20 protein-coding genes are annotated in these 19,765 nt (G+C 66.4%); 19 read left to right on the top strand and 1 reads right to left on the bottom strand.

Annotation, left to right across the window (positions count from 1 at the left end):
* The first annotated feature begins 22 nt into the window (after positions 1-22).
* The 17 genes from ACLD0W_RS00405 to ACLD0W_RS00325 all read left to right on the top strand — a co-directional run bounded on the left by ACLD0W_RS00405 (position 23) and on the right by ACLD0W_RS00325 (position 15,861).
* A complete protein-coding gene (locus ACLD0W_RS00405) occupies positions 23-1,018 on the top strand; it encodes an ABC transporter substrate-binding protein (RefSeq protein ID WP_410305545.1) in 996 nt (331 codons plus the stop codon).
* Between the two features lie 80 nt (positions 1,019-1,098).
* Entirely contained in the window at positions 1,099-1,992 is an 894-nt protein-coding gene (locus ACLD0W_RS00400) for an alpha/beta hydrolase (protein WP_410305544.1), read from the top strand.
* A gap of 34 nt (positions 1,993-2,026) precedes the next feature.
* Positions 2,027-2,374 carry a nuclear transport factor 2 family protein gene (locus ACLD0W_RS00395; RefSeq protein ID WP_410305543.1) on the top strand — a complete coding sequence of 116 codons (348 nt, stop codon included), beginning with the start codon at positions 2,027-2,029 and terminating at the stop codon, positions 2,372-2,374.
* Positions 2,375-2,462: 88 nt separating this feature from the next.
* Positions 2,463-3,374: a tRNA U-34 5-methylaminomethyl-2-thiouridine biosynthesis protein gene (locus ACLD0W_RS00390; RefSeq protein ID WP_204427216.1), complete on the top strand. Its 912-nt coding sequence runs from the start codon at positions 2,463-2,465 to the stop codon at positions 3,372-3,374.
* A 30-nt stretch (positions 3,375-3,404) separates the two neighbouring features.
* The gene (locus ACLD0W_RS00385) at positions 3,405-4,214 is read left to right on the top strand and encodes a tRNA U-34 5-methylaminomethyl-2-thiouridine biosynthesis protein (RefSeq protein ID WP_410305542.1); all 810 of its coding nucleotides are present in this window, start codon (positions 3,405-3,407) and stop codon (positions 4,212-4,214) included.
* An 85-nt stretch (positions 4,215-4,299) separates the two neighbouring features.
* Positions 4,300-5,757: a 2-hydroxymuconic semialdehyde dehydrogenase gene (locus ACLD0W_RS00380; RefSeq protein ID WP_410305541.1), complete on the top strand. Its 1,458-nt coding sequence runs from the start codon at positions 4,300-4,302 to the stop codon at positions 5,755-5,757.
* A 17-nt stretch (positions 5,758-5,774) separates the two neighbouring features.
* Entirely contained in the window at positions 5,775-6,584 is an 810-nt protein-coding gene (mhpD, locus tag ACLD0W_RS00375; protein WP_410305540.1) for a 2-keto-4-pentenoate hydratase, read from the top strand.
* Positions 6,577-7,542, top strand: a complete 966-nt coding sequence (locus tag ACLD0W_RS00370) for an acetaldehyde dehydrogenase (acetylating) (protein WP_410305539.1) — start codon at positions 6,577-6,579, stop codon at positions 7,540-7,542. Before mhpD ends, ACLD0W_RS00370 begins: the two co-directional genes overlap by 8 nt.
* The gene (gene dmpG / locus ACLD0W_RS00365; RefSeq protein ID WP_410305538.1) at positions 7,542-8,573 is read left to right on the top strand and encodes a 4-hydroxy-2-oxovalerate aldolase; all 1,032 of its coding nucleotides are present in this window, start codon (positions 7,542-7,544) and stop codon (positions 8,571-8,573) included. The genes ACLD0W_RS00370 and dmpG overlap by 1 nt, the downstream gene beginning before the upstream one ends.
* The gene (locus tag ACLD0W_RS00360; RefSeq protein ID WP_410305537.1) at positions 8,566-9,351 is read left to right on the top strand and encodes a 2-keto-4-pentenoate hydratase; all 786 of its coding nucleotides are present in this window, start codon (positions 8,566-8,568) and stop codon (positions 9,349-9,351) included. Before dmpG ends, ACLD0W_RS00360 begins: the two co-directional genes overlap by 8 nt.
* Entirely contained in the window at positions 9,348-9,794 is a 447-nt protein-coding gene (locus ACLD0W_RS00355) for a RidA family protein (RefSeq protein WP_410305536.1), read from the top strand. Before ACLD0W_RS00360 ends, ACLD0W_RS00355 begins: the two co-directional genes overlap by 4 nt.
* Positions 9,795-10,021: 227 nt before the next feature.
* The gene (locus ACLD0W_RS00350) at positions 10,022-10,801 is read left to right on the top strand and encodes an IclR family transcriptional regulator (RefSeq protein WP_410305535.1); all 780 of its coding nucleotides are present in this window, start codon (positions 10,022-10,024) and stop codon (positions 10,799-10,801) included.
* Positions 10,802-10,823: 22 nt separating this feature from the next.
* Positions 10,824-12,188, top strand: coding sequence for an amidohydrolase family protein (locus tag ACLD0W_RS00345; RefSeq protein ID WP_410305534.1), 1,365 nt, complete (start codon positions 10,824-10,826; stop codon positions 12,186-12,188).
* Between the two features lie 38 nt (positions 12,189-12,226).
* A complete protein-coding gene (locus tag ACLD0W_RS00340; RefSeq protein WP_410305533.1) occupies positions 12,227-12,970 on the top strand; it encodes an ABC transporter permease in 744 nt (247 codons plus the stop codon).
* Positions 12,967-13,770: an ABC transporter ATP-binding protein gene (locus ACLD0W_RS00335; RefSeq protein ID WP_410305532.1), complete on the top strand. Its 804-nt coding sequence runs from the start codon at positions 12,967-12,969 to the stop codon at positions 13,768-13,770. The genes ACLD0W_RS00340 and ACLD0W_RS00335 overlap by 4 nt, the downstream gene beginning before the upstream one ends.
* A gap of 128 nt (positions 13,771-13,898) precedes the next feature.
* Positions 13,899-14,795, top strand: a complete 897-nt coding sequence (locus tag ACLD0W_RS00330; RefSeq protein WP_410305531.1) for an ABC transporter substrate-binding protein — start codon at positions 13,899-13,901, stop codon at positions 14,793-14,795.
* A gap of 70 nt (positions 14,796-14,865) precedes the next feature.
* On the top strand, positions 14,866-15,861 hold the full coding sequence (locus tag ACLD0W_RS00325; RefSeq protein WP_410305530.1) for an ABC transporter substrate-binding protein: 996 nt from the start codon (positions 14,866-14,868) through the stop codon (positions 15,859-15,861).
* Here the strand turns inward: ACLD0W_RS00325 and ACLD0W_RS00320 are convergent.
* Entirely contained in the window at positions 15,810-17,375 is a 1,566-nt protein-coding gene (locus ACLD0W_RS00320) for an MFS transporter (RefSeq protein WP_410305529.1), read from the bottom strand. The genes ACLD0W_RS00325 and ACLD0W_RS00320 overlap by 52 nt on opposite strands.
* A 149-nt stretch (positions 17,376-17,524) precedes the next feature.
* Here ACLD0W_RS00320 and ACLD0W_RS00315 point away from each other — a divergent pair, with 149 nt between their 5' ends.
* Together ACLD0W_RS00315 and ACLD0W_RS00310 are read left to right on the top strand one after the other, a co-directional pair.
* Positions 17,525-18,448, top strand: a complete 924-nt coding sequence (locus ACLD0W_RS00315) for an aldo/keto reductase (RefSeq protein WP_410305528.1) — start codon at positions 17,525-17,527, stop codon at positions 18,446-18,448.
* A gap of 2 nt (positions 18,449-18,450) precedes the next feature.
* Positions 18,451-19,758: an NTP/NDP exchange transporter gene (locus ACLD0W_RS00310; RefSeq protein ID WP_410305527.1), complete on the top strand. Its 1,308-nt coding sequence runs from the start codon at positions 18,451-18,453 to the stop codon at positions 19,756-19,758.
* The last annotated feature ends 7 nt before the right edge of the window (positions 19,759-19,765 follow it).

Raw genomic sequence — 19,765 nt, 5'->3', positions numbered from 1 at the left:
CGAGTACTTCGGGAGCATACCGATGAAACACGAAAAATCGCAGGTTAAGGCAGTTCTGGGGATTCCTCTGCTGATCGTCGCATTGTGGTCGCTGGCGTTCGCCGCGCGCGCCGACGATACGCCGATCCGTCTGGCCGATATGGCGCAATCGCTCAATGGCATCGCCTCCCAGGTGATGATCGACCAGGAGCTGGATCACAAGTACGGCGTGGACGTGAGCTACAAGGGCTATCCCACGCTGGACGGTCTGTTCAACGCGATCCGTGGCAAGCAGGTGGATCTGGGCTTTGGCGGCTGGACCGGCTTCGCCCAGTTTCGCGCCCAGGGTTACCCGGTGGTGAACATCTTCCCGGTGGGCCGTGGCGCCACCCTGGATGTGCTGGTGCCGGCGGATTCCGAACTGCAAAGCCTGGAGGATCTGAAAGGCAAACGGGTGGCCTCCTACGCCGGCGCCGCCGGCACCGCCACCGTGCTGCTGCGCGTCATGCTCAACGACTTCTATGGCTTTGACCCGGCCAACACCGGCGACCTGCAATACGTGGGCCCCGGCATCATCCCGGCACTGCTGGACAGCGGCGACGTGGACGCCGGTCTGCTGTTCGACCCGCTGGCCACCAAGGCCATGGCCTCCGGCAAGTACCGCAGCATCGGCAATCTGGGCGACCTCTATAAAGAGAAGACCGGCGACGATTTCCTGTGGATATCCCTGGCCACCAACGATGACTTCGCCAAGGCCAACCCCGAGGCCCTGTCCGGCTTTCTCAAGGGCTGGGTGGAAGCGGTGGAGTACGTGAAAAGCCACCCCGCCGTGTTCGAGGCCTACGGCAAGAAACTGGGCCTGGACCAGGCCGGTATCGACCAGCTGGCGGAGCGGGTGATCCGTGATTACGCCACCACCTGGAACGACGAGTACATCAACGGGCTGAAGGCGTTCGCCGAGCGCGCCAACCGGGTGATGGACAAGGGCTTCCTGGACGAACTGCCCGAAGACGCGTTCTCCACCCAATACGCCCCCTGAGCTGATGTGGTCCGGCGGCGGTGCTTGATACAGGGAGCCCGGCCGGCCCTCTCTTTAAAACCAAGAAGGAAATACCTGAAATGTCTTTCGATGATCTTCCCGACCAGCCGCCGATCTACCCGCGCGAAGCCGAGGACTACGCGCGGGAGGCGTTGGACCGGTCCCGCCTGGCGGCGGCACGGGTCAGGAATCATATGGACATCCGCTACGGCGATGACTACTGGCAGAAGATCGATATCTATCTGCCGGACGATGCGGCGCGCACCGATTTGCCGGTGCTGCTGTTCGCCCACGGCGGCGCCTGGACCCATGGCTATAAGGAGTGGCTGGGCCTGATGGCGCCGGTGATCGTCGAAACCCCGGCGATCTTCGTGTCGGTGTCCTATCGCCTGGCGCCGCAGTGCCGTTATCCCGGCCCACTGGAAGACTGCATCGCGGCGCTGGCCTGGGTGCACGACCACATCGCCGACTACGGTGGTGATCCGGACCGCCTTTATGTGGGTGGGCACTCCGCCGGTGGCCATCTTTTCGCACTGGCCGCGCTGAAGCCGCATCTGCTGGCCGGGGCCGGTCTGCCGTCGAACCTGATCAAGGGCTGCCTGCCGATCTGTTCGCAGCTCAATCTGGCGTTCGACGAGCCGGCGCCGGGCAGCGGCGAGGCGCGCATTTACGAGATGTTCCTGGCCGACCGGAAGGACGACCGCGATGCCAGCCCATTGCACAACATCGGACCCAATCCGCCGCCGTTCTTTATCGCCCACGGCGGTGAGGATTTCCCGCGCATTATCGAAAGCAACCGGTTGATGATCGCCGCTTTGAAGGAGACCGGCGCGGCGGTGCGCTCCCATGTGGAGCCGGGCGCCACCCATTTCGGCCTGGCGCTGCAGATGGAAAATCCGCAGTCGCCGGTAATGCAAACCCTGCGTGACTGGCTGGCGAACGGACCGTCCGGTTTCGACGGCGCGCTGCACTGAAGGCCGGCAACCGACCAGAAAACGGAGAGCAACGATGGCACGTTCCGACACGGTAAAACGCTATCTGGGCGCCATGGAAGCCGCTGACCTGGAAACCGTTCTCGGCTGCTTCGAGGGCGACGGCACGGTGGTCTCGCCGGTGTACGGCGAGGTGCCGGTACGGCCCTTCTACGAAAAGCTGTTCGCCGACACGGTGCGCGCGGAGGTACGGCTTGAGCAGCTGTATTTCAGTGAGGACGGCACCGGCATCGCCGCGCACATCGACTACTTCTGGGAACGCCAGGACGGGTCCCGAATGCACGTGGACATGGTGGATCTGTTTCGCTTCCGAGCGGAATCGGAACGCATTGAACGCCTGTCGATCGTGTTCAAGCCGTCCTGAAGGGCGGCTCGCAGGAAGCGCTTTTTTTGTCGCTACCGACGACCCCGCGCCAACAGAAAGCCGGGGCCGATAACCTGGAGAAACTGTCATGAGTCAAGGCAAGATCGTAGGCGGCTTCGTCGCGCCGCATCCGCCCCATCTGGTGTACGGCGAAAACCCGCCGCAGAACGAAGCCCGTTCCGAAGGCGGTTGGGAACCGCTGCGCTGGGCCTATGAACGGGCTCGCAAGAGCCTGGAAGAGATGAAGCCCGATGTGCTGCTGGTGCATTCGCCGCACTGGCAGACGCTGGTCGGCCACCATTTTCTCGGCGTGCCGCATCTGGAAGGCAAATCGGTGGACCCGATCTTCTCCAACCTGTTCCGCTACAAGTTCTCCCTGGATGTGGACGTGGAACTGGCGGAAGCCTGCTGCCAGGAAGCGGCGGCCATGGGGCTGACCACCAAGATGATGCGCAATCCCAAGTTCCGCGTGGACTACGGCACCATCACCACCCTGCACATGATCCGGCCCCAGTGGGATATTCCCATCGTCGGCATCTCCGCCAACAACTCCCCCTACTACCTGAGCGTGGACGAGGGCGTGGAACAGATGGACACCCTCGGCGTGGCCACCCGCAAGGCCATCGAGAAGAGCGGCAAGCGTGCCGTGCTGCTGGCGTCCAACACCTTCTCCCACTGGCATTTCCACGAAGAGCCCGACGTGCCCGAGGACATGTCCCGGGAACACCCGCAGAGCTACGAAGGCTACAAGTGGGACATGAAGATGATCGAGCTGATGCGCCAGGGCAACCTCAAGGAAGTGATGCGCCTGTTCCCGGAATGGGTGGAGGAAGCGTTCGCCGAAGTGAAGTCCGGCGCCTTCCCCTGGATGTTGTCGGCCATGGGTTACCCGGAGATTCCCGCCGAACTGCACGGCTACGGCACCGTGATCGGTACCGGCAACGCGGTGATGGAGTGGAATCTGGAAAAAGCGGAAGCCCGCGACGCGGCGGTGGCCTGAAGCGGCCGCTCACAGACGAGGAGAACAAAGATGACCGTTGTATCCGCTTTTCTGGTGCCCGGCAGCCCGCTGCCGTACCTGCGTCAGGACAACGCGCCCTGGCAGCCGCTGGCCGCCGGCTATGAAAAAGTCCGTGACGCCCTGCAGGCCTCCCAGCCGGACGCGCTGCTGATTTATTCCACCCAATGGTTCGCGGTGCTCGACCAGCTGTGGCAGGCGCGCCCGCACCTGACCGGTGAGCACGTGGACGAGAACTGGTACGAGTACGGCGACCTGACCATCGACCTGCGCTCGGACACCGATCTGGTGGACGCCTGCATCGCCGGCTGCGCCGACATCGGCATCCGCGCCAAGGGTGTCAACTACGACCATTTCCCGGTGGACACCGGCACCATCGTCGCCAACAACTTCGTCAATCCCGGTGGCAAGATCCCGCTGGTGATCGCCGCCAACAACCTTTACCACGGCCCGGCCGAGACCGAGAAGCTGGCGGCCATGGCGGTGGAGCAGGCCGACAAACAGGGCAAGCGCCTGGCGGTGCTCGCCATCGGCGGCCTGTCGGCGGCCTATTTCGACGAGGAAATCGACATCGCCGACGACCGCATTCGCCATGACGCGGACGACGCCGCCAACCGCCAGCTGCTGGACGCCCTGGCCAACGGCGACCGGCGTTCCGCCAGCGAGGCCCTGGGCCGTTTCAATGAAGGCACCAAGGCGGACATGGGCATGAAACACCTGTCCTGGCTGTTCGGCGCCACCGGCGACTTCAAGGGCGCGCAGGTGCACGCCTATGGCCCCACCTACGGCGCCGGCGCCGCGGTGGTGGAATTCAATTTGTAACCTTTCGATCGCGCTCACGATCCGCGCGGCCCGCGGGCCGCGCCTTTTTTTCGACGCGATCCTCGCCTTCTTCAGGAGTGCGCAATTGGTTTCCGATTACCGTAACTACATCAATGGCCGGTTCGTCGAGTCCGCGAAGACCTTCGAGGATCTGAACCCGGCCAACGGCGAGCCGGTGGCACGGGTCCACGAGGCCGATGCCGAGCTGGTCGACCAGGCGGTGCGCGCCGGTCGTGCCGCGCTGCCCGCCTGGCGGCGCACCAGCGCCGAACAGCGCGCCCAGTACCTGGAGCGCATCGCCGCCGTGATCGAACGGCGCGCTGACGATTTTCTGGCCGCGGAAGTGGCCGACACCGGCAAGCCGGTGTCCGTGGCCTCGCGGGTGGACATTCCCCGGGGGGCCGCCAACTTCCGCGCCTTCGCCGCCATGATCCGCATGAGCGGCGGCGAAGTGTACGAAACGCCCACCCCGGAAGGGCGGGCGCTCAATTATTCCCTGCGCCAGCCGCTCGGCGTGGTGGGCATCATCTCGCCCTGGAACCTGCCGCTGCTGCTGTTTACCTGGAAGGTGGCGCCGGCCCTGGCCTGCGGCAATGTGATCGTCGCCAAGCCCTCCGAGGAAACGCCGGGCACCGCCACCCTGCTGGCGGAGGTGATGGACGAGGTGGGCCTGCCCGCCGGCGTGTTCAACCTGGTGCACGGCTTCGGCCCCGGCTCCGCCGGCGCCGCCATCGTCGATCACCCGGACGTGGACGGCATCACCTTCACCGGTGAGTCGAAGACCGGCGCCACCATCATGCGCAACGTGGCCGACAAGGTACGACCGGTGTCCTTCGAGCTGGGCGGCAAGAACGCCGCCCTGGTGTTCGCCGACGCGGATTTCGACAAGGCGGTGGCCGGCGTGGCCCGCTCCAGCTTTCTCAATACCGGCCAGGTGTGTTTGTGCACCGAGCGCGTTTATGTGGAGCGGTCGATCTTCGACCGTTTCGTGGCGGCGCTGGCGGAACAGGCCCGGGCCCTGCGCCCCGGCGATCCGCTGGACCCGGAGACCACCCTGGGGCCGCTGATTTCCCGCCAGCACCGCGACAAGGTGCTGTCCTACTACGCCCTGGCCCGGGAGGAGGGCGCCACCGTGGTCACCGGCGGAGGCGTGCCGACGCTGGGCGGCAAGCTCGACAACGGCTGCTATGTGGAGCCGACCATCTGGACCGGCCTGGATCAGTCCGCCCGCTGTCTGCAGGAAGAGGTGTTCGGCCCGGTCTGCCACGTGATGCCCTTCGACACCGAGGAGCAGGCCATCGCCCTGGCCAACGACAGCCGTTACGGCCTGGCCAGCGCCATCTGGACCAGCAATCTGGATCGCGGCCACCGATTGGCGGCGGAGATCGACGCCGGGCTGGTGTGGCTGAACACCTGGTTTTTGCGGGATCTGCGCACGCCCTTCGGCGGCATGAAGCTGTCCGGGCTGGGTCGCGAGGGCGGCCGCCATTCGCTGGATTTCTATTCCGAACTGAAGAACGTCTGCGTGCAGATGTCGCAATGAAGCCGGGAGGCGTTGCCATGCAAACGACGATTACCGAAACCCTGGCCCGTGCCGCCCAGCGGCTGCGGGCCGCCCAGGAAACCGGACAGCCCTGCCCGCCGGTGCGCGACCTGATCGCCGCCGACGACCTGGACAGTGCCTACCGGGTGCAGGACATCAACAGCCGCTACTGGGAGAGCCGCGGCCGCCGGGTGGTGGGCGGCAAGATCGGCCTTACCGCCCGGGTGGTGCAGCAACAGCTGGGCGTGGACCAGCCGGACTACGGCCTGCTGTTCGCGGACATGGCGGTGGCCGACGGCGGCCTGATTCCCTGGGATCAGGTGCTGCAGCCCAAGGTGGAAGCCGAGGTGGCGCTGGTGCTGGCCCGGGACCTGAACCACGACCAGATCACCCTGGCCGACCTGATCGGCGCCACCGACTACGTGCTGCCGGCCCTGGAAGTGGTGGGCAGCCGCATCGCCGACTGGGACATCACCATCGCCGACACGGTGGCCGATAACGCGTCCTGCGGCGCCTATGTGCTGGGCACCACGCCGCGCTCCCTGCGTGAGGTGGACCTGAGCCTGTGCGGCATGAACCTGACCCGCCGGGGCGAACCGGTGTCGGTGGGCGCCGGCGCCGCCTGCCTGGGCAACCCGCTCAACGCGGCACTGTGGCTGGCCAATACCCTGGCCCGCGCGCGCCGCCCGCTGCGCGCCGGCGACCTGATTCTCACCGGCGCCCTGGGGCCGATGGTGGCGGCCCGCCCCGGCGACCGTTTCCGCGCCTGTATCGAGGGCCTCGGTCCGGTGTCGGTGGGCTTCGCCAAGGAGAACAACAATGACTGACAAAATCAAAGTGGCGATCATCGGTTCCGGCAATATCGGCACCGACCTGATGATCAAGGTGCTGCGCCACGGTGAGCAGCTGGAAATGGCCGCGCTGGTGGGCATCGACCCGGCGTCCGACGGCCTGGCCCGCGCCGAGCGCCTGGGCGTGACCGCCTGCGCCACCGGCGTGGAGGGCCTGATCGAGCTGCCGGTGTTCGAACACATCGGCCTGGTGTTTGACGCCACCTCCGCCGGCGCCCATCACCACAACGAGAAGATCCTGCGCGCCGCCCGCCCGGACCTGCGGGTGATCGATCTGACGCCGGCGGCCATCGGCCCCTACTGCGTGCCGGTGGCCAACCTGGACGAGCACCTGGACGCGCTCAACGTGAACATGGTGACCTGCGGTGGCCAGGCCACCATTCCCATCGTCCATGCGGTGTCGGGTCTGGCCAAAGTGCACTACGCGGAAATCATCGCCTCGATTTCCAGCAAGTCCGCCGGCCCCGGCACCCGCGCCAACATCGACGAGTTCACCGAAACCACGTCCCTGGCCCTGGAGAAGGTGGGCGGCGCCGAGAAAGGCAAGGCGATCATCGTGCTCAACCCGGCGGAGCCGCCCCTGCTGATGCGCGACACCGTCTACGTATTCTGCGAGCCGTCCGACCCGGAGCCGATCCGCGCCGCCATCGAGGCGATGGTCGAGAAGGTCAATGCCTACGTGCCCGGCTACCGGCTCAAGCAGGACGTGCAGTTCGAGCACTACGGCGAGGACAGCCCGCTGTACATGCCCGGGGAGGGTTCCCGGCCGGGGCTGAAAATATCCGTGTTCCTGGAAGTGGAAGGCGCGGCCCATTACCTGCCGGCCTACGCCGGCAACCTGGACATCATGACCTCGGCGGCGCTGGCCACCGGTGAACGGATGGCATCCCGGTTAATCGGCGCGACGGCCCAGGCTGTAGGGGGAAAACGATAATGACAGCAAAACTCTACATCTCCGACGTCACCCTGCGTGACGGCTCCCACGCTATCCGTCATCAATACAGCGTGGACGACGTGAAACGCATCGCCGCCGCCCTGGACCTGGCCAAGGTGGACTCCATCGAGGTGGCCCACGGCGATGGCCTGCAGGGCTCCTCGTTCAACTATGGCTTCGGCGCTCACACCGACCTGGAATGGATCGAGGCGGTGGCGGACACGGTCAGCCACGCCAAGGTGGCGACCCTGCTGCTGCCGGGTATCGGCACCGTCCGGGATCTGCGCGACGCCCACGCCGCCGGCGCCTCGGTGGTGCGGGTGGCCACCCATTGCACCGAAGCGGATGTCTCCAAACAGCACATCGAGCTGGCCCGGGAACTGGGCATGGACACGGTGGGCTTCCTGATGATGAGCCACATGACCACGCCCGCGGAGCTGGCCCGTCAGGCCAAACTGATGGAGGACTACGGCGCCACCACGGTGTACGTGGTGGACTCCGGCGGCGCGCTCACCATGAACGACGTGCGCGAGCGTTTCCGTGCCTTCAAGGACGTGCTCAAGCCGGAAACCGGCACCGGCATGCACGCCCATCACAACCTCAGCCTGGGCGTGGCCAATTCCATCGTCGCGGTGGAAGAAGGCTGTGACCGCATTGACGCCAGCCTGGCGGGCATGGGCGCCGGTGCCGGCAACGCGCCTCTGGAGGTGTTCATCGCCGCCGCCGACCGTTTGGGCTGGGACCACGGCTGCGACCTCTACACCCTGATGGACGCCGCCGATGACATCGTGCGGCCCCTGCAGGACCGTCCGGTGCGGGTGGACCGGGAAACCCTGGCGCTGGGCTACGCCGGCGTTTACTCCAGCTTCCTGCGCCACGCCGAGAACGCCGCCGCCCGCTATGGCCTGAAGACCGTGGACATCCTGGTCGAGCTGGGCCGCCGCCGCATGGTCGGTGGCCAGGAAGACATGATCGTCGACGTGGCCCTGGACATGCTCAAACATCGCCAATCGGAGACCGACCATGTCTGAAACGGATATCCAGACCCTGGCCGAGCGGGTCGACGACGCCGCCCGCCAGGCCCGCGCCATCGACCAGTTCGCCACCGGCAGCCTGACCGTGGGCGACGCCTATGCGGTGCAGACCGCCTCGGTGGCGCGCCGCGTGCAGCGCGGTGAGACGCCGATCGGCATCAAGCTGGGCTTCACCAGCCGCGCCAAGATGGTACAGATGGGCGTGGAGGACCTGATCTGGGGCCGGCTCACCGACGCCATGCTGGTGGAGGAGGGCGGCGAGATCGACCTGGCCGCCTATGTGCACCCGCGGGTGGAACCGGAGCTGGCCTTTCTGATCGACAAACCGCTGGCCGGGCGCGTGACCCTGCCCCAGGCGCAGGCGGCCATCGGCGCGGTGGCGCCGGCCATGGAGATCATCGATTCCCGCTACCGGGACTTCAAGTTCGACCTGCCCAGCGTGATCGCCGACAACGCCTCGTCCTCCGGGCTGGTGATCGGCGCCTGGCGCCGCGCCGACCTGGACATCGCCAACCTGGGCATGGTCATGAGCCTGGACGGTGAGGTGCGTCAGGTCGGTTCCTCCGCCGCCATTCTTGGCCACCCGCTGCGCGCCCTGGTGGCCGCCGCCCGGCTGGTGGCGGAGGCGGGCATGAGCCTGCAGCCCGGCGACGTGGTGCTGGCCGGCGCCGCCACCGCCGCCGAGGCCCTGCGTCCCGGGCAGCATGTGGACCTGCGGGTGCAGTACCTGGGCGGTGCCGAGTTCCATGTGGCCGGCCCGGGAGGCGCGTCATGAGTGACTCATCCCGGGACGCCCCGGCGTCCGAGAGCAAGACCCTGGCCCACAAGGCCAAACCCCGGGGCCGTTTTCCCCATGTGAAGCGGGCGGGCGACTTCCTGTTCGTTTCCGGCACCAGTTCGCGCCGCCCGGACAACAGTTTCGTGGGTGCCGAGGTCGACGAAATGGGCGTCACCCGGCTCGATATCGAAGCCCAGACCCGGGCGGTGATCGACAACATCGCCGACATCCTGAAGAGCGTCGACGCCGGCCTGGACGACCTGGTGGAGGTGGGCTGCTTCCTGGTCAATATGAACGACTTCGGCGGCTTCAACCGGGTCTGGGGCGAGTATTTCGACGGCGACGGCCCCACCCGCACCACCGTGGCCGTGCACCAGCTGCCCCACCCCCTGCTGCTGGTGGAAATGAAGGCGGTGGCCTACAAGCCGCTGCCCCGCTGACCCTCTCTCTTCTTACTTCCTTCCGCCCGCGGAGCGCCCTGGCGCTCCGCCCACCTTCCCGTTCCTGACCCCTCATCACACATTTAGCGTCCCCGGGTATGGAAACCGTGGCCCAGGGAGTTTTAAATGGTGGGACGGTCGGTGCGCCGGCGTCCGGGTCGTCCCGACCGCCCGGTCGGCCCCGACGGCTTGGATTTTCAGCCCGACCCACTTTCCGGAACACAACAATGAACAACAACGACAATGCCTCCTCGCTGGACCGGATCCTGGACATCATGCTGATGTTCGCCGGCCACGGCCGGGTGGTGACGCGCAGGGAGATCGAGCGCCGCTTCGGCCTGTCGCGCAGCTCCGCCTACCGTTATCTGCACAGCCTGCGCCGGCGCGGCCTGATCACCGCCATGGCGCGCAGCGGCGAGTTCGTGCTCAGCCCCGGCTTCGTGCGCCTGGTGGCGCTCACCGAGGAATACGGCCGCGACATGTCCGAGATCGCCGCGCCGATCCTGCGCGAGCTGGCCGGCATCACCGGTGAGAGTGCCATGATTACCCACCGTGCCGGCGACCGGGTGCTGTGCGTGCGTTTCCAGGACGGCCCGCGGGCGGTACGGGTGGGGCTCGGCCCCGCCGCCAACACGCCCCTGTATCGGGGTGCCTCGGCCAAGGTGCATCTGGCCCATATGAATGAGGCTGATATTCGCGACGTACTGAATTACTGCCGCACGCTGCCGGAGGACGAGTTTCCCCGCCCGGTGGAAGACCTGCAGCACGAGCTGGTGGAAATCCGTGAGCGAGGCTATGCCACCAGTGCCGGCGAGCTGGAAACCAGCGTGGTCAGCGTGGCGGTGCCCATCATTGGCTCCGACAACAATCTGCTGGGCGTGGTGGCGGTGGCCTCGGTGGGGGAGCGCGCCCGGCATCCGGAAGACGGTCTGCTCGACCATCTGCGTATCGCCGCCGCCCGCATTGTCCGGGAGTGGGACCGCGCCAAGCCCCGGGATTTGTTCTAGATCGACCCTCAGGGGGGGATGAATGACCACCATATTATTTGAAGGGGGCCGGGTCCTGACGCTGGATGCGGACGGCAATGATTACGAAGACGGTTGCGTACTGGTCCGCGATGACCGCATCGAATACGCGGGCCCCCGTGACGGTCTCCCGGCTCAGCCCGTGGACCATACCCTGGATGCCCGTGGCAAGCTGGTGATGCCGGGCTTGGTGAATGGCCATACCCATCTGAGCATGGTATTCGGCCGCACCTTGGGTCCGGAAAAGCGACTGATGCAGTGGCTCGACCAGCAGTTGCCGATCATCGAGGCGTTCGACGAAGAAGCCATGTACGTGGCGCAGCTGCTCGGCTGTCTGGAAAACCTCAAGAACGGCAACACCACCCTGGTGGAAAATCTGGTGGCGCCGCACCCGCCCGGCTATACACCGGAGCACGCGGTGCTGCAGGCGATGCGTGACGCCGGCGTGCGCGCCACGCTGGCGCCCGGATTTCTCGGGCGCAATTTCCGCCCCAGCTATATGGAAAGCCTGGACCTGCAGGCGCGCCGCATTACCGATCTGGCCCACGAGTGGCACGGCGCCGACAACGACCGGCTGAGGCTGGCCACCGGCCCGCTATTGCCTTGGTGCATGGACGAGGCCATGTTCCGTCAGACCCGGGCGCTGGCGAGCGACCTGGGTATCAGCCTGCACATGCACGGTGCCGAGACCAAAGAGTTCAATACCCTGATCGCTCAACATTTCGGGCGCGAAATCCGGCAGGTGGAACTGCTCGCTGAAACCGGCTGCCTGGGTCCCGACGTGCAACTGGCCGCGGTGTACGACATCTCACCGAACGAGGTGAGGTTGCTGGCCGAGAGCGACACCCGCGTGTTGCTCGACCCGCCCACCCGACTGTTCTGGGGCTCTGGCTTCCCGCCGATTCATCCGTTCCTGGATGCCGGTGTCACCTGTGGTCTGGCCACCAATGGGCCCGCCGCCAATTGCGGTCAGGACCTGTTCGAGAGCATGAAATACGCCTGCGCCACGGCCAAGACCGCCAAAGGGGATCCGGATGCCCTGGACGCGGCCCGCGCGTTGCGCATGGCTACCTCGGAGGGGGCCCTGGCCATCGGTCGCGAGGGGCAGGTGGGCTGCCTGGTGCCGGGCATGAAGGCGGACATCATCACCGTGGACCTGCGTCAGCCGCACCTGGCGCCGACGTTGGATGTGAGGGCCGCGCTGGTGTACAGCGCCCGTGGCACAGATGTGCGCGACGTGATGGTGGACGGTCGCTTGTTGATCGAAAACCGTCGCGCCCTGTTTCTGGATGAGGCGGCCCTGCTCGATCAGGCCGGACAGCTTGCCCGCCGCTGCGCCCGGGACGCCGGCATCCAATTGCCCCGTTAAGGGCGGTCGACGGCGCGAACGATAAAAAGGAAAACGCTTTGCTGTTAAAACTGGGATCGATGCTGGCCGTGGTGGCGGCCTGGTTCGGGCTGTCCTTGCTGCTGCCGGGGACGGTGCTGCCGGGCCCCTGGCAAACCCTCAACGTACTGATCGAAAACGTGGCCGACGGCCAGGTGCACCAGCATCTGCTGGCCACCCTGGGGCGGGTGGCCGGCGGCCTGGCGCTGGCCATGGCCGTGGGCGTGCCGGTGGGCATCATCATGGGGCTCAACCGGTTCGCCGAGAAAACCCTGGATATCTGGGTGATGGTGGCGCTGACCGTGCCCAGCCTGTGCTATGCGATCCTGGCCTTTATCTGGATCGGCCTCAACGAAACCGCCGCCATCGTCGCCATCGGCCTCACCTCGGCGCCCTCCATCGCCATCAATCTGTGGGAAGGGGTCAAGAACATCGACACCCGCCTGTTCAAGATGGCCAAGGTATTCAACGCCTCGCGCTGGATGATCGTGCGCCGGGTGCTGTTTCCCCAGGTGCTGCCCTACATCATGGCGTCCCTGCGTTTCGGCCTGGGCATCGTGTGGAAGATCACGGTACTGGTGGAACTGCTGGGGCGACCGGACGGGGTCGGCTTCCAGCTGTTCTACTGGTACCAGTTGGCGAACATGGGGCAGGTGCTGGCCTGGACCCTGCTGTTCACCCTGGTGATGCTGTTTATCGAACTGGTGATCCTGCAACGGCTGGAGCGCCGGCTGTTCGCCTGGCGCCCGGAGGTAAGGCTGTGACCCGAGAAGCGACCGACAACGGCATTCTGGTCGAGGGGCTGGTCAAGGAATTCCCCGGCCAGCGGGTGCTCGACGGCCTGGATCTGGCCGTGGCCGACGGCGAGTTCGTCTGCCTGCTGGGCCCGTCCGGCTGCGGCAAATCCACTCTGCTCAACATCCTCTCCGGTCTGGACGGCGACTACCGGGGCACCGTGCGCTTCGGCGGCCAGCCCATGGCGCCCGGCGGCAAGCCGCCGCTGACCATCGGCTATCTGTTCCAGGAGCCGCGCCTGCTGCCCTGGCTCACCGCCGAACGCAATGTGGACTTCGCCCTGGAAAACTCCCGGGTGCCCCGGGCGCGCTGGGCGGCGATCAAGGACCACTACTTCGCGCTCACCGGTCTGCAGGGGTTCCGCCACTATTACCCCCACCAACTGTCCGGCGGCATGGCCCAGCGGCTGTCGCTGGTGCGGGCCCTGGCCATCGAGCCGGACGTGTTGTTCATGGACGAGCCGTTCAGCGGCCTGGACGAACTCACCGCCCGGCGGCTGCGGGTGGACCTGCTCGATATCTGGCGCGAAACCGGCAAGACCATTCTGTTCATCACCCACAACAGCTACGAAGCCACTTTTCTGGGCGACCGGGTGGTGGTGCTGTCCCAGGGCGGTATCCGTAATCAAATCACCGTGGACGTGCCCCGTCCTCGGGACTATGACGACGCCGCCCTGTTTCAGGTGGGCAAGACCGTTTCCGCCACCTTTCTTGAAGCCGCCGAGGCGGCGGAGCAGGCCCGTTTGGCGGGGGAACGTCGCCCTGACTAACAACAACGAGAAAGGAGAACACCGTGAGAAAGAAAGTGTCGAGGGGATATGGAATAAAAGCCGCGATGGTCGGGTTATTGATCGGAGCGTTGGCGATCAGTGCCCGGGCCGAGGTGCCGGAAGTAAGAATGGGCGATATGCCCCAGTCGCTGATCACCGTGGTCTATCAGGTGATCGTCGATCAGGGGCTGGATAAAAAGCACGGCATCCAGGTGAGCCGCCAGGCCTACCCGACCATTGAGGGCCTGTTCAACGCGGTGCGCGGCAAACAGGTGGATGTGGGATTCGGGGGCTGGACCGCCTTCGCGCAGTTCCGGGCCCAGGGCTATCCGGTACTGAATGTGTATCCGGTGGGGCGCGGCGCCACTCTGGATGTGCTGGTGCCGGTGGACTCCGAGCTTCAGGACCTGGAAGACCTGAAGGGCAAGCGCATTGTGTCCTTCGCCGGCGCGGCGGGCACCGGAACGGTGCTTTTGAGAGTGCTGCTCAACGATTTCTATGGCTTCGATCCCGCCGAAACCGGTGACCTGCAATACGCCGGCCCCGGCGTCATCCCCAACTTGCTGGAAAGCGGTGATGTGGCCGCCGGTCTGTTGTTCGACCCCATGGCCGCCCGAGCCCTGGCCTCCGGTAAATTCCGTAGCATCGGCAATCTGGGCGAGCTCTACAAAGCCCGCACCGGGGATGACTTTCTCTGGATATCCATGATCACCAACGACGGGTTCGCGGACGGTCACGCCGATGCCATGGCCGGCTTCTTGCAGGCCTGGCTGGAAGCGCTGGCTTATGTTCGAGAACACCCTCAGGTGTTCCAGGCGTTTGGCGAACAGATGGGTCTGGATGCGGCGGGCGTTGAGCTGCTGGCGCAGCGTGCCCTCCTCGACTACGACACCTCGCCCTGGAATCGCCGCTATATCGACGGCCTGATGGGGTTCGCCGAACGGGCCCGGCGGGTCATGGGCAAAGGCTACCTGGAGACAGTCCCCGAGGAAGCCTTCAGTACCCGGTTCGTGCCGGCTCAATAAAGGTCCGCTCGCGCCGAAATAACGCTTAATGGGTTTAAAGACATAACGACAAAGCTGGGAGGAGAGTTCCATGAACGTTCAAGGTTTGATGAAAAAGTCTTTGCTGGGGGCGCCGCTGCTGGCAGTGACACTGTGCGCACTGGCATTGAGCGCGCGGGCCGCCGACACGGAAATCCGCATTGGTGACATGGCTCAGTCGCTCAACGGTATCGCGTCGCATGTGATGATCGACCAGGAGTTCGATCACAAATACGGCGTGGATTTGAAATACCAGGCCTTCCCGACACTGGACGGCCTGTTTAACGCCATTCGTGGCAAGCAGGTGGATGTGGGCTTCGGCGGCTGGACCGGCTTCGCCCAATTCCGTGCCCAAGGTTTCCCGGTATTCAACATCTTCCCCGTGGGACGTGGCACCAGCCTGGACGTGCTGGTACCCACCGGCTCGGACATCAAGAGCCTGGAGGACCTGAAGGGCAAGCGCGTGGCGTCCTACGCCGGCGCGGCCGGCACCGCCACCGCGCTGTTGCGGGTGGTGCTGAACGACTTCTACGGTTTCGACCCGGCCAAGGAAGGCAACTTGCAGTATGTCGGCCCGGGCATCATCCCCACCCTGCTGGACAGCGGCGACATCGACGCCGGCCTGCTGTTCGATCCGCTGGCGGCCAAGGCCATGCACTCGGACAAGTACCGCAGCATCGGCAACCTGGGTGACATCTACAAGGAGAAAACCGGGGACGATTTCCTGTGGATCGCCCTGGCCACCAACGACGACTTCGCCGAGGCCCACCCGGAGGCGCTGTCCGGCTTCCTGAAAGGCTGGGTGGAAGCGGTGGACTATGTGAAGAGCCACCCGCAGGTGTTCCAGGCCTACGGCGAAAAACTGGGCCTCGACCAGGCCGGCATCGACATGCTCGCCGAACGGGTCACCCGGGATTACGCCACCACCTGGAACGATCAGTACATCGACGGCCTCAAGGCGTTCGCGGATCGCGCCAACCGGGTGATGGGCAAAGGCTACCTGGACGAATTGCCGGACGACGCCTTCTCCACCCGCTTCGTGCCCTGATCGTCCGATCGGGGGCGCAGCCGCCAGGCGGTGAGCAGGGCGGTGGCGGCGACGATCACCGCGCCCACCGCCGCGTTGGTGTGCAGGGCCGCGTTGAAGGCCGCCCGGGCGGCGGCCATCAGCGGCTCGGCCAGGGCCGGCGGCAGGGCGGCGCTGGCGCCCAGGGCCCCGCCCAGGGTGTCGCCGGCGGCCAGGGCCTGGTCCGGGCTCAGCCCGTCGGGCAGGGCGGTCAGCATATGGTGGCGGTAAACCGCCGCGCCGAGACTGCCAATCACCGCCACGCCCAGGGCCATGCCCAGCTCGGTGGCGGTTTCCGAGGTGGCGGAGGCGGCGCCGGCTTTTTCCGGCGGCGCCGCGCCCACCACCATATCGGTGCCGAGGATCATCATCGGCATCACCCCCAGCCCCATCACCGTCATGCCGGCGATCAGCAGCCACAGGTCGCCCAGCTCGTTGACGCCGACCATCGCCAGAAAGCCGAACACCGCCAGTCCCAGGCCGCCGCTGACCAGTTGCCAGCGGGGCAGATAACGGGTCAGGCGCGGAATCAGTAGCGACAACACGGTTTGCAGCACCGCCGGCGGCAGCATGGTCAGGCCGGCGTGCAGCGGCGACAGCCCCAGCACCCCCTGCAAATATTGAAACACCATCAGCCAGGCGCCGGAGAGCGCCAGGATGGTGAGCATCATGGCGCCCACCGAGGTGCTGAAATCCCGGTTGTTGAACAGCGCCAGGTCGAACATGGGCGTGGCCAGGCGCCGCTGGCGCCGTATGAACAGGGCGCCGATCAGCAGCCCGGCGAGGATCGCCGCCAGCGGCAACAGGCCCGGGCCGTTGCGAGCCAGATCCTTGAGCCCGAAGATCAGCGCCAGCACGGTGGCCACCGACAGCAGGGCGCTGGTCCAGTCCTGGCCGCCGGCGTCCCGGTCGCGAAACTCCGGCAGCAGCCAGGGCCCGGTGAGCAGCAGCAGCGCCATCACCGGCACGCCGAGCAGAAACACCGACCCCCACCAGAAAAATTCCAGCAGGGCGCCGCCCACCAGCGGGCCGATGGCACTGCCGACGATAAAGCCGGTCATCCACACGGTGATCGCCAGGGTCCGCTCGCTGTCCACCTGGAACATATTGCGCAACAACGACAGAGTGGACGGCATCAGGGTGGCGCCGGCCACGCCCAGCAGGGCGCGGGCCAGGATCAGGGTTTCCGCGCTGGGCGCGAACGCCGCCATCACCGAGGCCAGGCCGAAGGCGGTGGCGCCGCCCAGCAGCAGCCGGCGGCGGCCGATGCGGTCGCCCAGGGTGCCCATGGTGACCAGGAAGCCGGCGATCATGAAACCGTAGATGTCCAGGATCCACAGCAGCTGGGAACTGCTGGGCCGCAGGTCCGCGCTGAGGTGCGGCGCCGCCAGATGCAGCACCGTCATATCCAGTGCCAGCAGCACGGTGGGCAGCATCAGGACCGCCAGGCCCAGCCATTCACGGCGGCCGGCGGGGGCGGGATAAGGGCGGGTCATCAAAAGGCTCCTGCTGAGGGGTGATCACGGTAAAAACACGGGCGTCGGGCCACTGTGACCACGCGGCGAAGCATTCTACGCCAAATCGCGGTCCATCCTGTGACGCGATAAAAAAACACGCACATCCCTGACAGGGAGAGGAGGGCAGCATGGTTTCACGTCGTGATTTTCTGAATGGTGCCGTGTGGGGCGGCGCGGGTCTGGCGTTGGCGCTGCGGGGCACGGCCCAAGCGGCCAGCGGCGGGGCCGCCGCGCTGCGTACCCGGGCGATTCCGGCCAGCGGCGAGACCGTGCCGGTGATCGGCGCCGGCACCTCCGGCAGCTTCGTGGCGGAGGTCGGCTCCGACAAGTACCGCCGGCTCAAGGAGGCGATGACGATCTTTTTCGACAGCGGCGCCACCGTGTTCGACACCAGCCCCAACTACGGCGGCGCCGACCGGGTGCTGGGCGCCTTGCTGGAAGAGGGTGGCTGGCGGGACCGATGCTTCCTGGCCACCAAGATCGCCGCCGACAGCCGCGCCGCCGCCGAACGGCAGTGGGCACGGTCGCTGGAAGCGCTGCGCACCGACCATGTGGAGCTGCTGCAGGTGCACAACCTGCGCGACTGGAAAACCCAGCTGCCCTTTGCCCGGGAACTGAAGGAGCAGGGCAAAACCCGGTACGTGGGCGTCACCCACTACCTGGAACGGGGCCTGGACGAGATGGCCGCCATTCTGCGCAGCGAGCCGCTGGATTTCATCCAGATCAACTACTCGGTGAACGCACCGCAGGCCGCCAAGGAAGTGCTGCCCCTGGCCCGGGACAAGGGCGTGGCGGTGCTGATCAACCGGGCCTTCGACGACGGTTCCCTGTTCTCCACCGTGAAAGGCCGCCCGCTACCGGGCTGGGCCGCGGAGGTGGGCGCGCAAAGTTGGGCCCAGCTGTTCCTGAAGTTCGCCATCAGCCATCCGGCGGTGACCGCGGTGATTCCCGCCACCAGCAAACCGGAACACCAGCGCGATAACCTCAACGCCGGCCGTGGCGACCTGCTCAGCGAGGCCCGGCAGCGTGAACTGATGGCCATGGACTGGTAACGGTGGCGTCTTCGCATCCTCTGCCGCGCCTGGCGGCGCGGCTGTTCAACATTGAGGTGGAGGAAGCGCCGGCGGTGCTGGCCGGGCTGGCGCTGTTCTTTCTGCTGTTCACCGGCTACTTCATGCTGCGTCCGGTGCGCGAAACCATGGGCGTGGCCGGCGGCGTGGACAATCTGCAGTGGCTGTTCACCGGCACCTTCCTGGCCACCCTGGCGGTGCTGCCGTTGTTCGGCTGGCTGGCGTCCCGGGTGGCGCGGCGGAGGATTCTGCCCGCCGCCTACGGCTTCTTCGTGGTCAACCTGCTGCTGTTCGCGGCCCTGTTCGCCGGCACCACCGACAACGTCTGGGTGGCGCGCACCTTCTACATCTGGCTGTCGGTGTTCAACCTGGTGGTGGTGTCGTTGGCCTGGAGCGTGCTGGCGGACGTGTTCAGCATCGCCCAGGGCAAGCGCCTGTTCGGCATGATGGCCGGCGGCGCCAGCCTGGGTGGCCTGGTGGGGCCGGGGCTGGGCACCCTGCTGGTGGCGCCGGCGGGCCACGCCGGCCTGGTGCTGCTGGCCGCCCTGTTGCTGGCCGGCAGTGCCTTCGCCGGCCTGTGGCTGTACCGCTGGCGCGACCGGCATCCGTTGAACGAGGAGGCGGAACCGGCCCGGGCGGAACACGGGCGCGCCCTGGGCGGCAATCCCTTCGACGGCGCCCTGGAAGTGCTGCGCACGCCGTTCTTGATGGGTATCGCCCTGTTCGTGGTGCTGCTCGCCAGTGTCAGCACCTTTCTTTATTTCGAGCAGGCGCGGCTGGTGGCGGAGACCTTTCCGGACCCCACCCGCCAGACCCAGGTGTTCGGTCTGATCGACACGGTGGTGCAGTTTCTCGCCATTCTCACTCAGCTGTTTCTGACCGGGCGCATCGCCCAGCGGTTGGGCATCGGCGTCCTGCTCACCGCGGTGCCACTGCTGATCACCGCCGGTTTTCTGTGGCTGGCGCTGTCGCCGGTGTTCTTGGTGTTCGTGGTGATCATGGTGGCGCGCCGGGCCGGCGAGTACGCCCTGGTGCGGCCCGGCCGCGAGATGCTCTACACCTCGGTGCCGCCGGAGCAGAAGTACAAGGCCAAGAACTTTATCGACACGGTGGTCTATCGGGGCGGCGACGCCCTCAGTGGCTGGTTGAAGCGCGGCCTCGACCTGATCGGCGAGCTGCCGGGCCTGGCCATGCTGATCGGCGCCGGCATCGCCCTGGCCTGGGCCGGCACCGGCTTTCTGCTGGGGCGGGCGGAGCGCCGGCGCGAAGGTCTTGAAGAGCGCGCCGGCTGAGCCCGGC

It is taken from the genome of Alloalcanivorax sp. C16-1 (assembly GCF_046507805.1).
Classification (GTDB): domain Bacteria; phylum Pseudomonadota; class Gammaproteobacteria; order Pseudomonadales; family Alcanivoracaceae; genus Alloalcanivorax.
The sequence above is the reverse complement of the archived record's forward strand: the minus strand, read 5'-3'. Positions and strand labels throughout refer to the sequence as shown.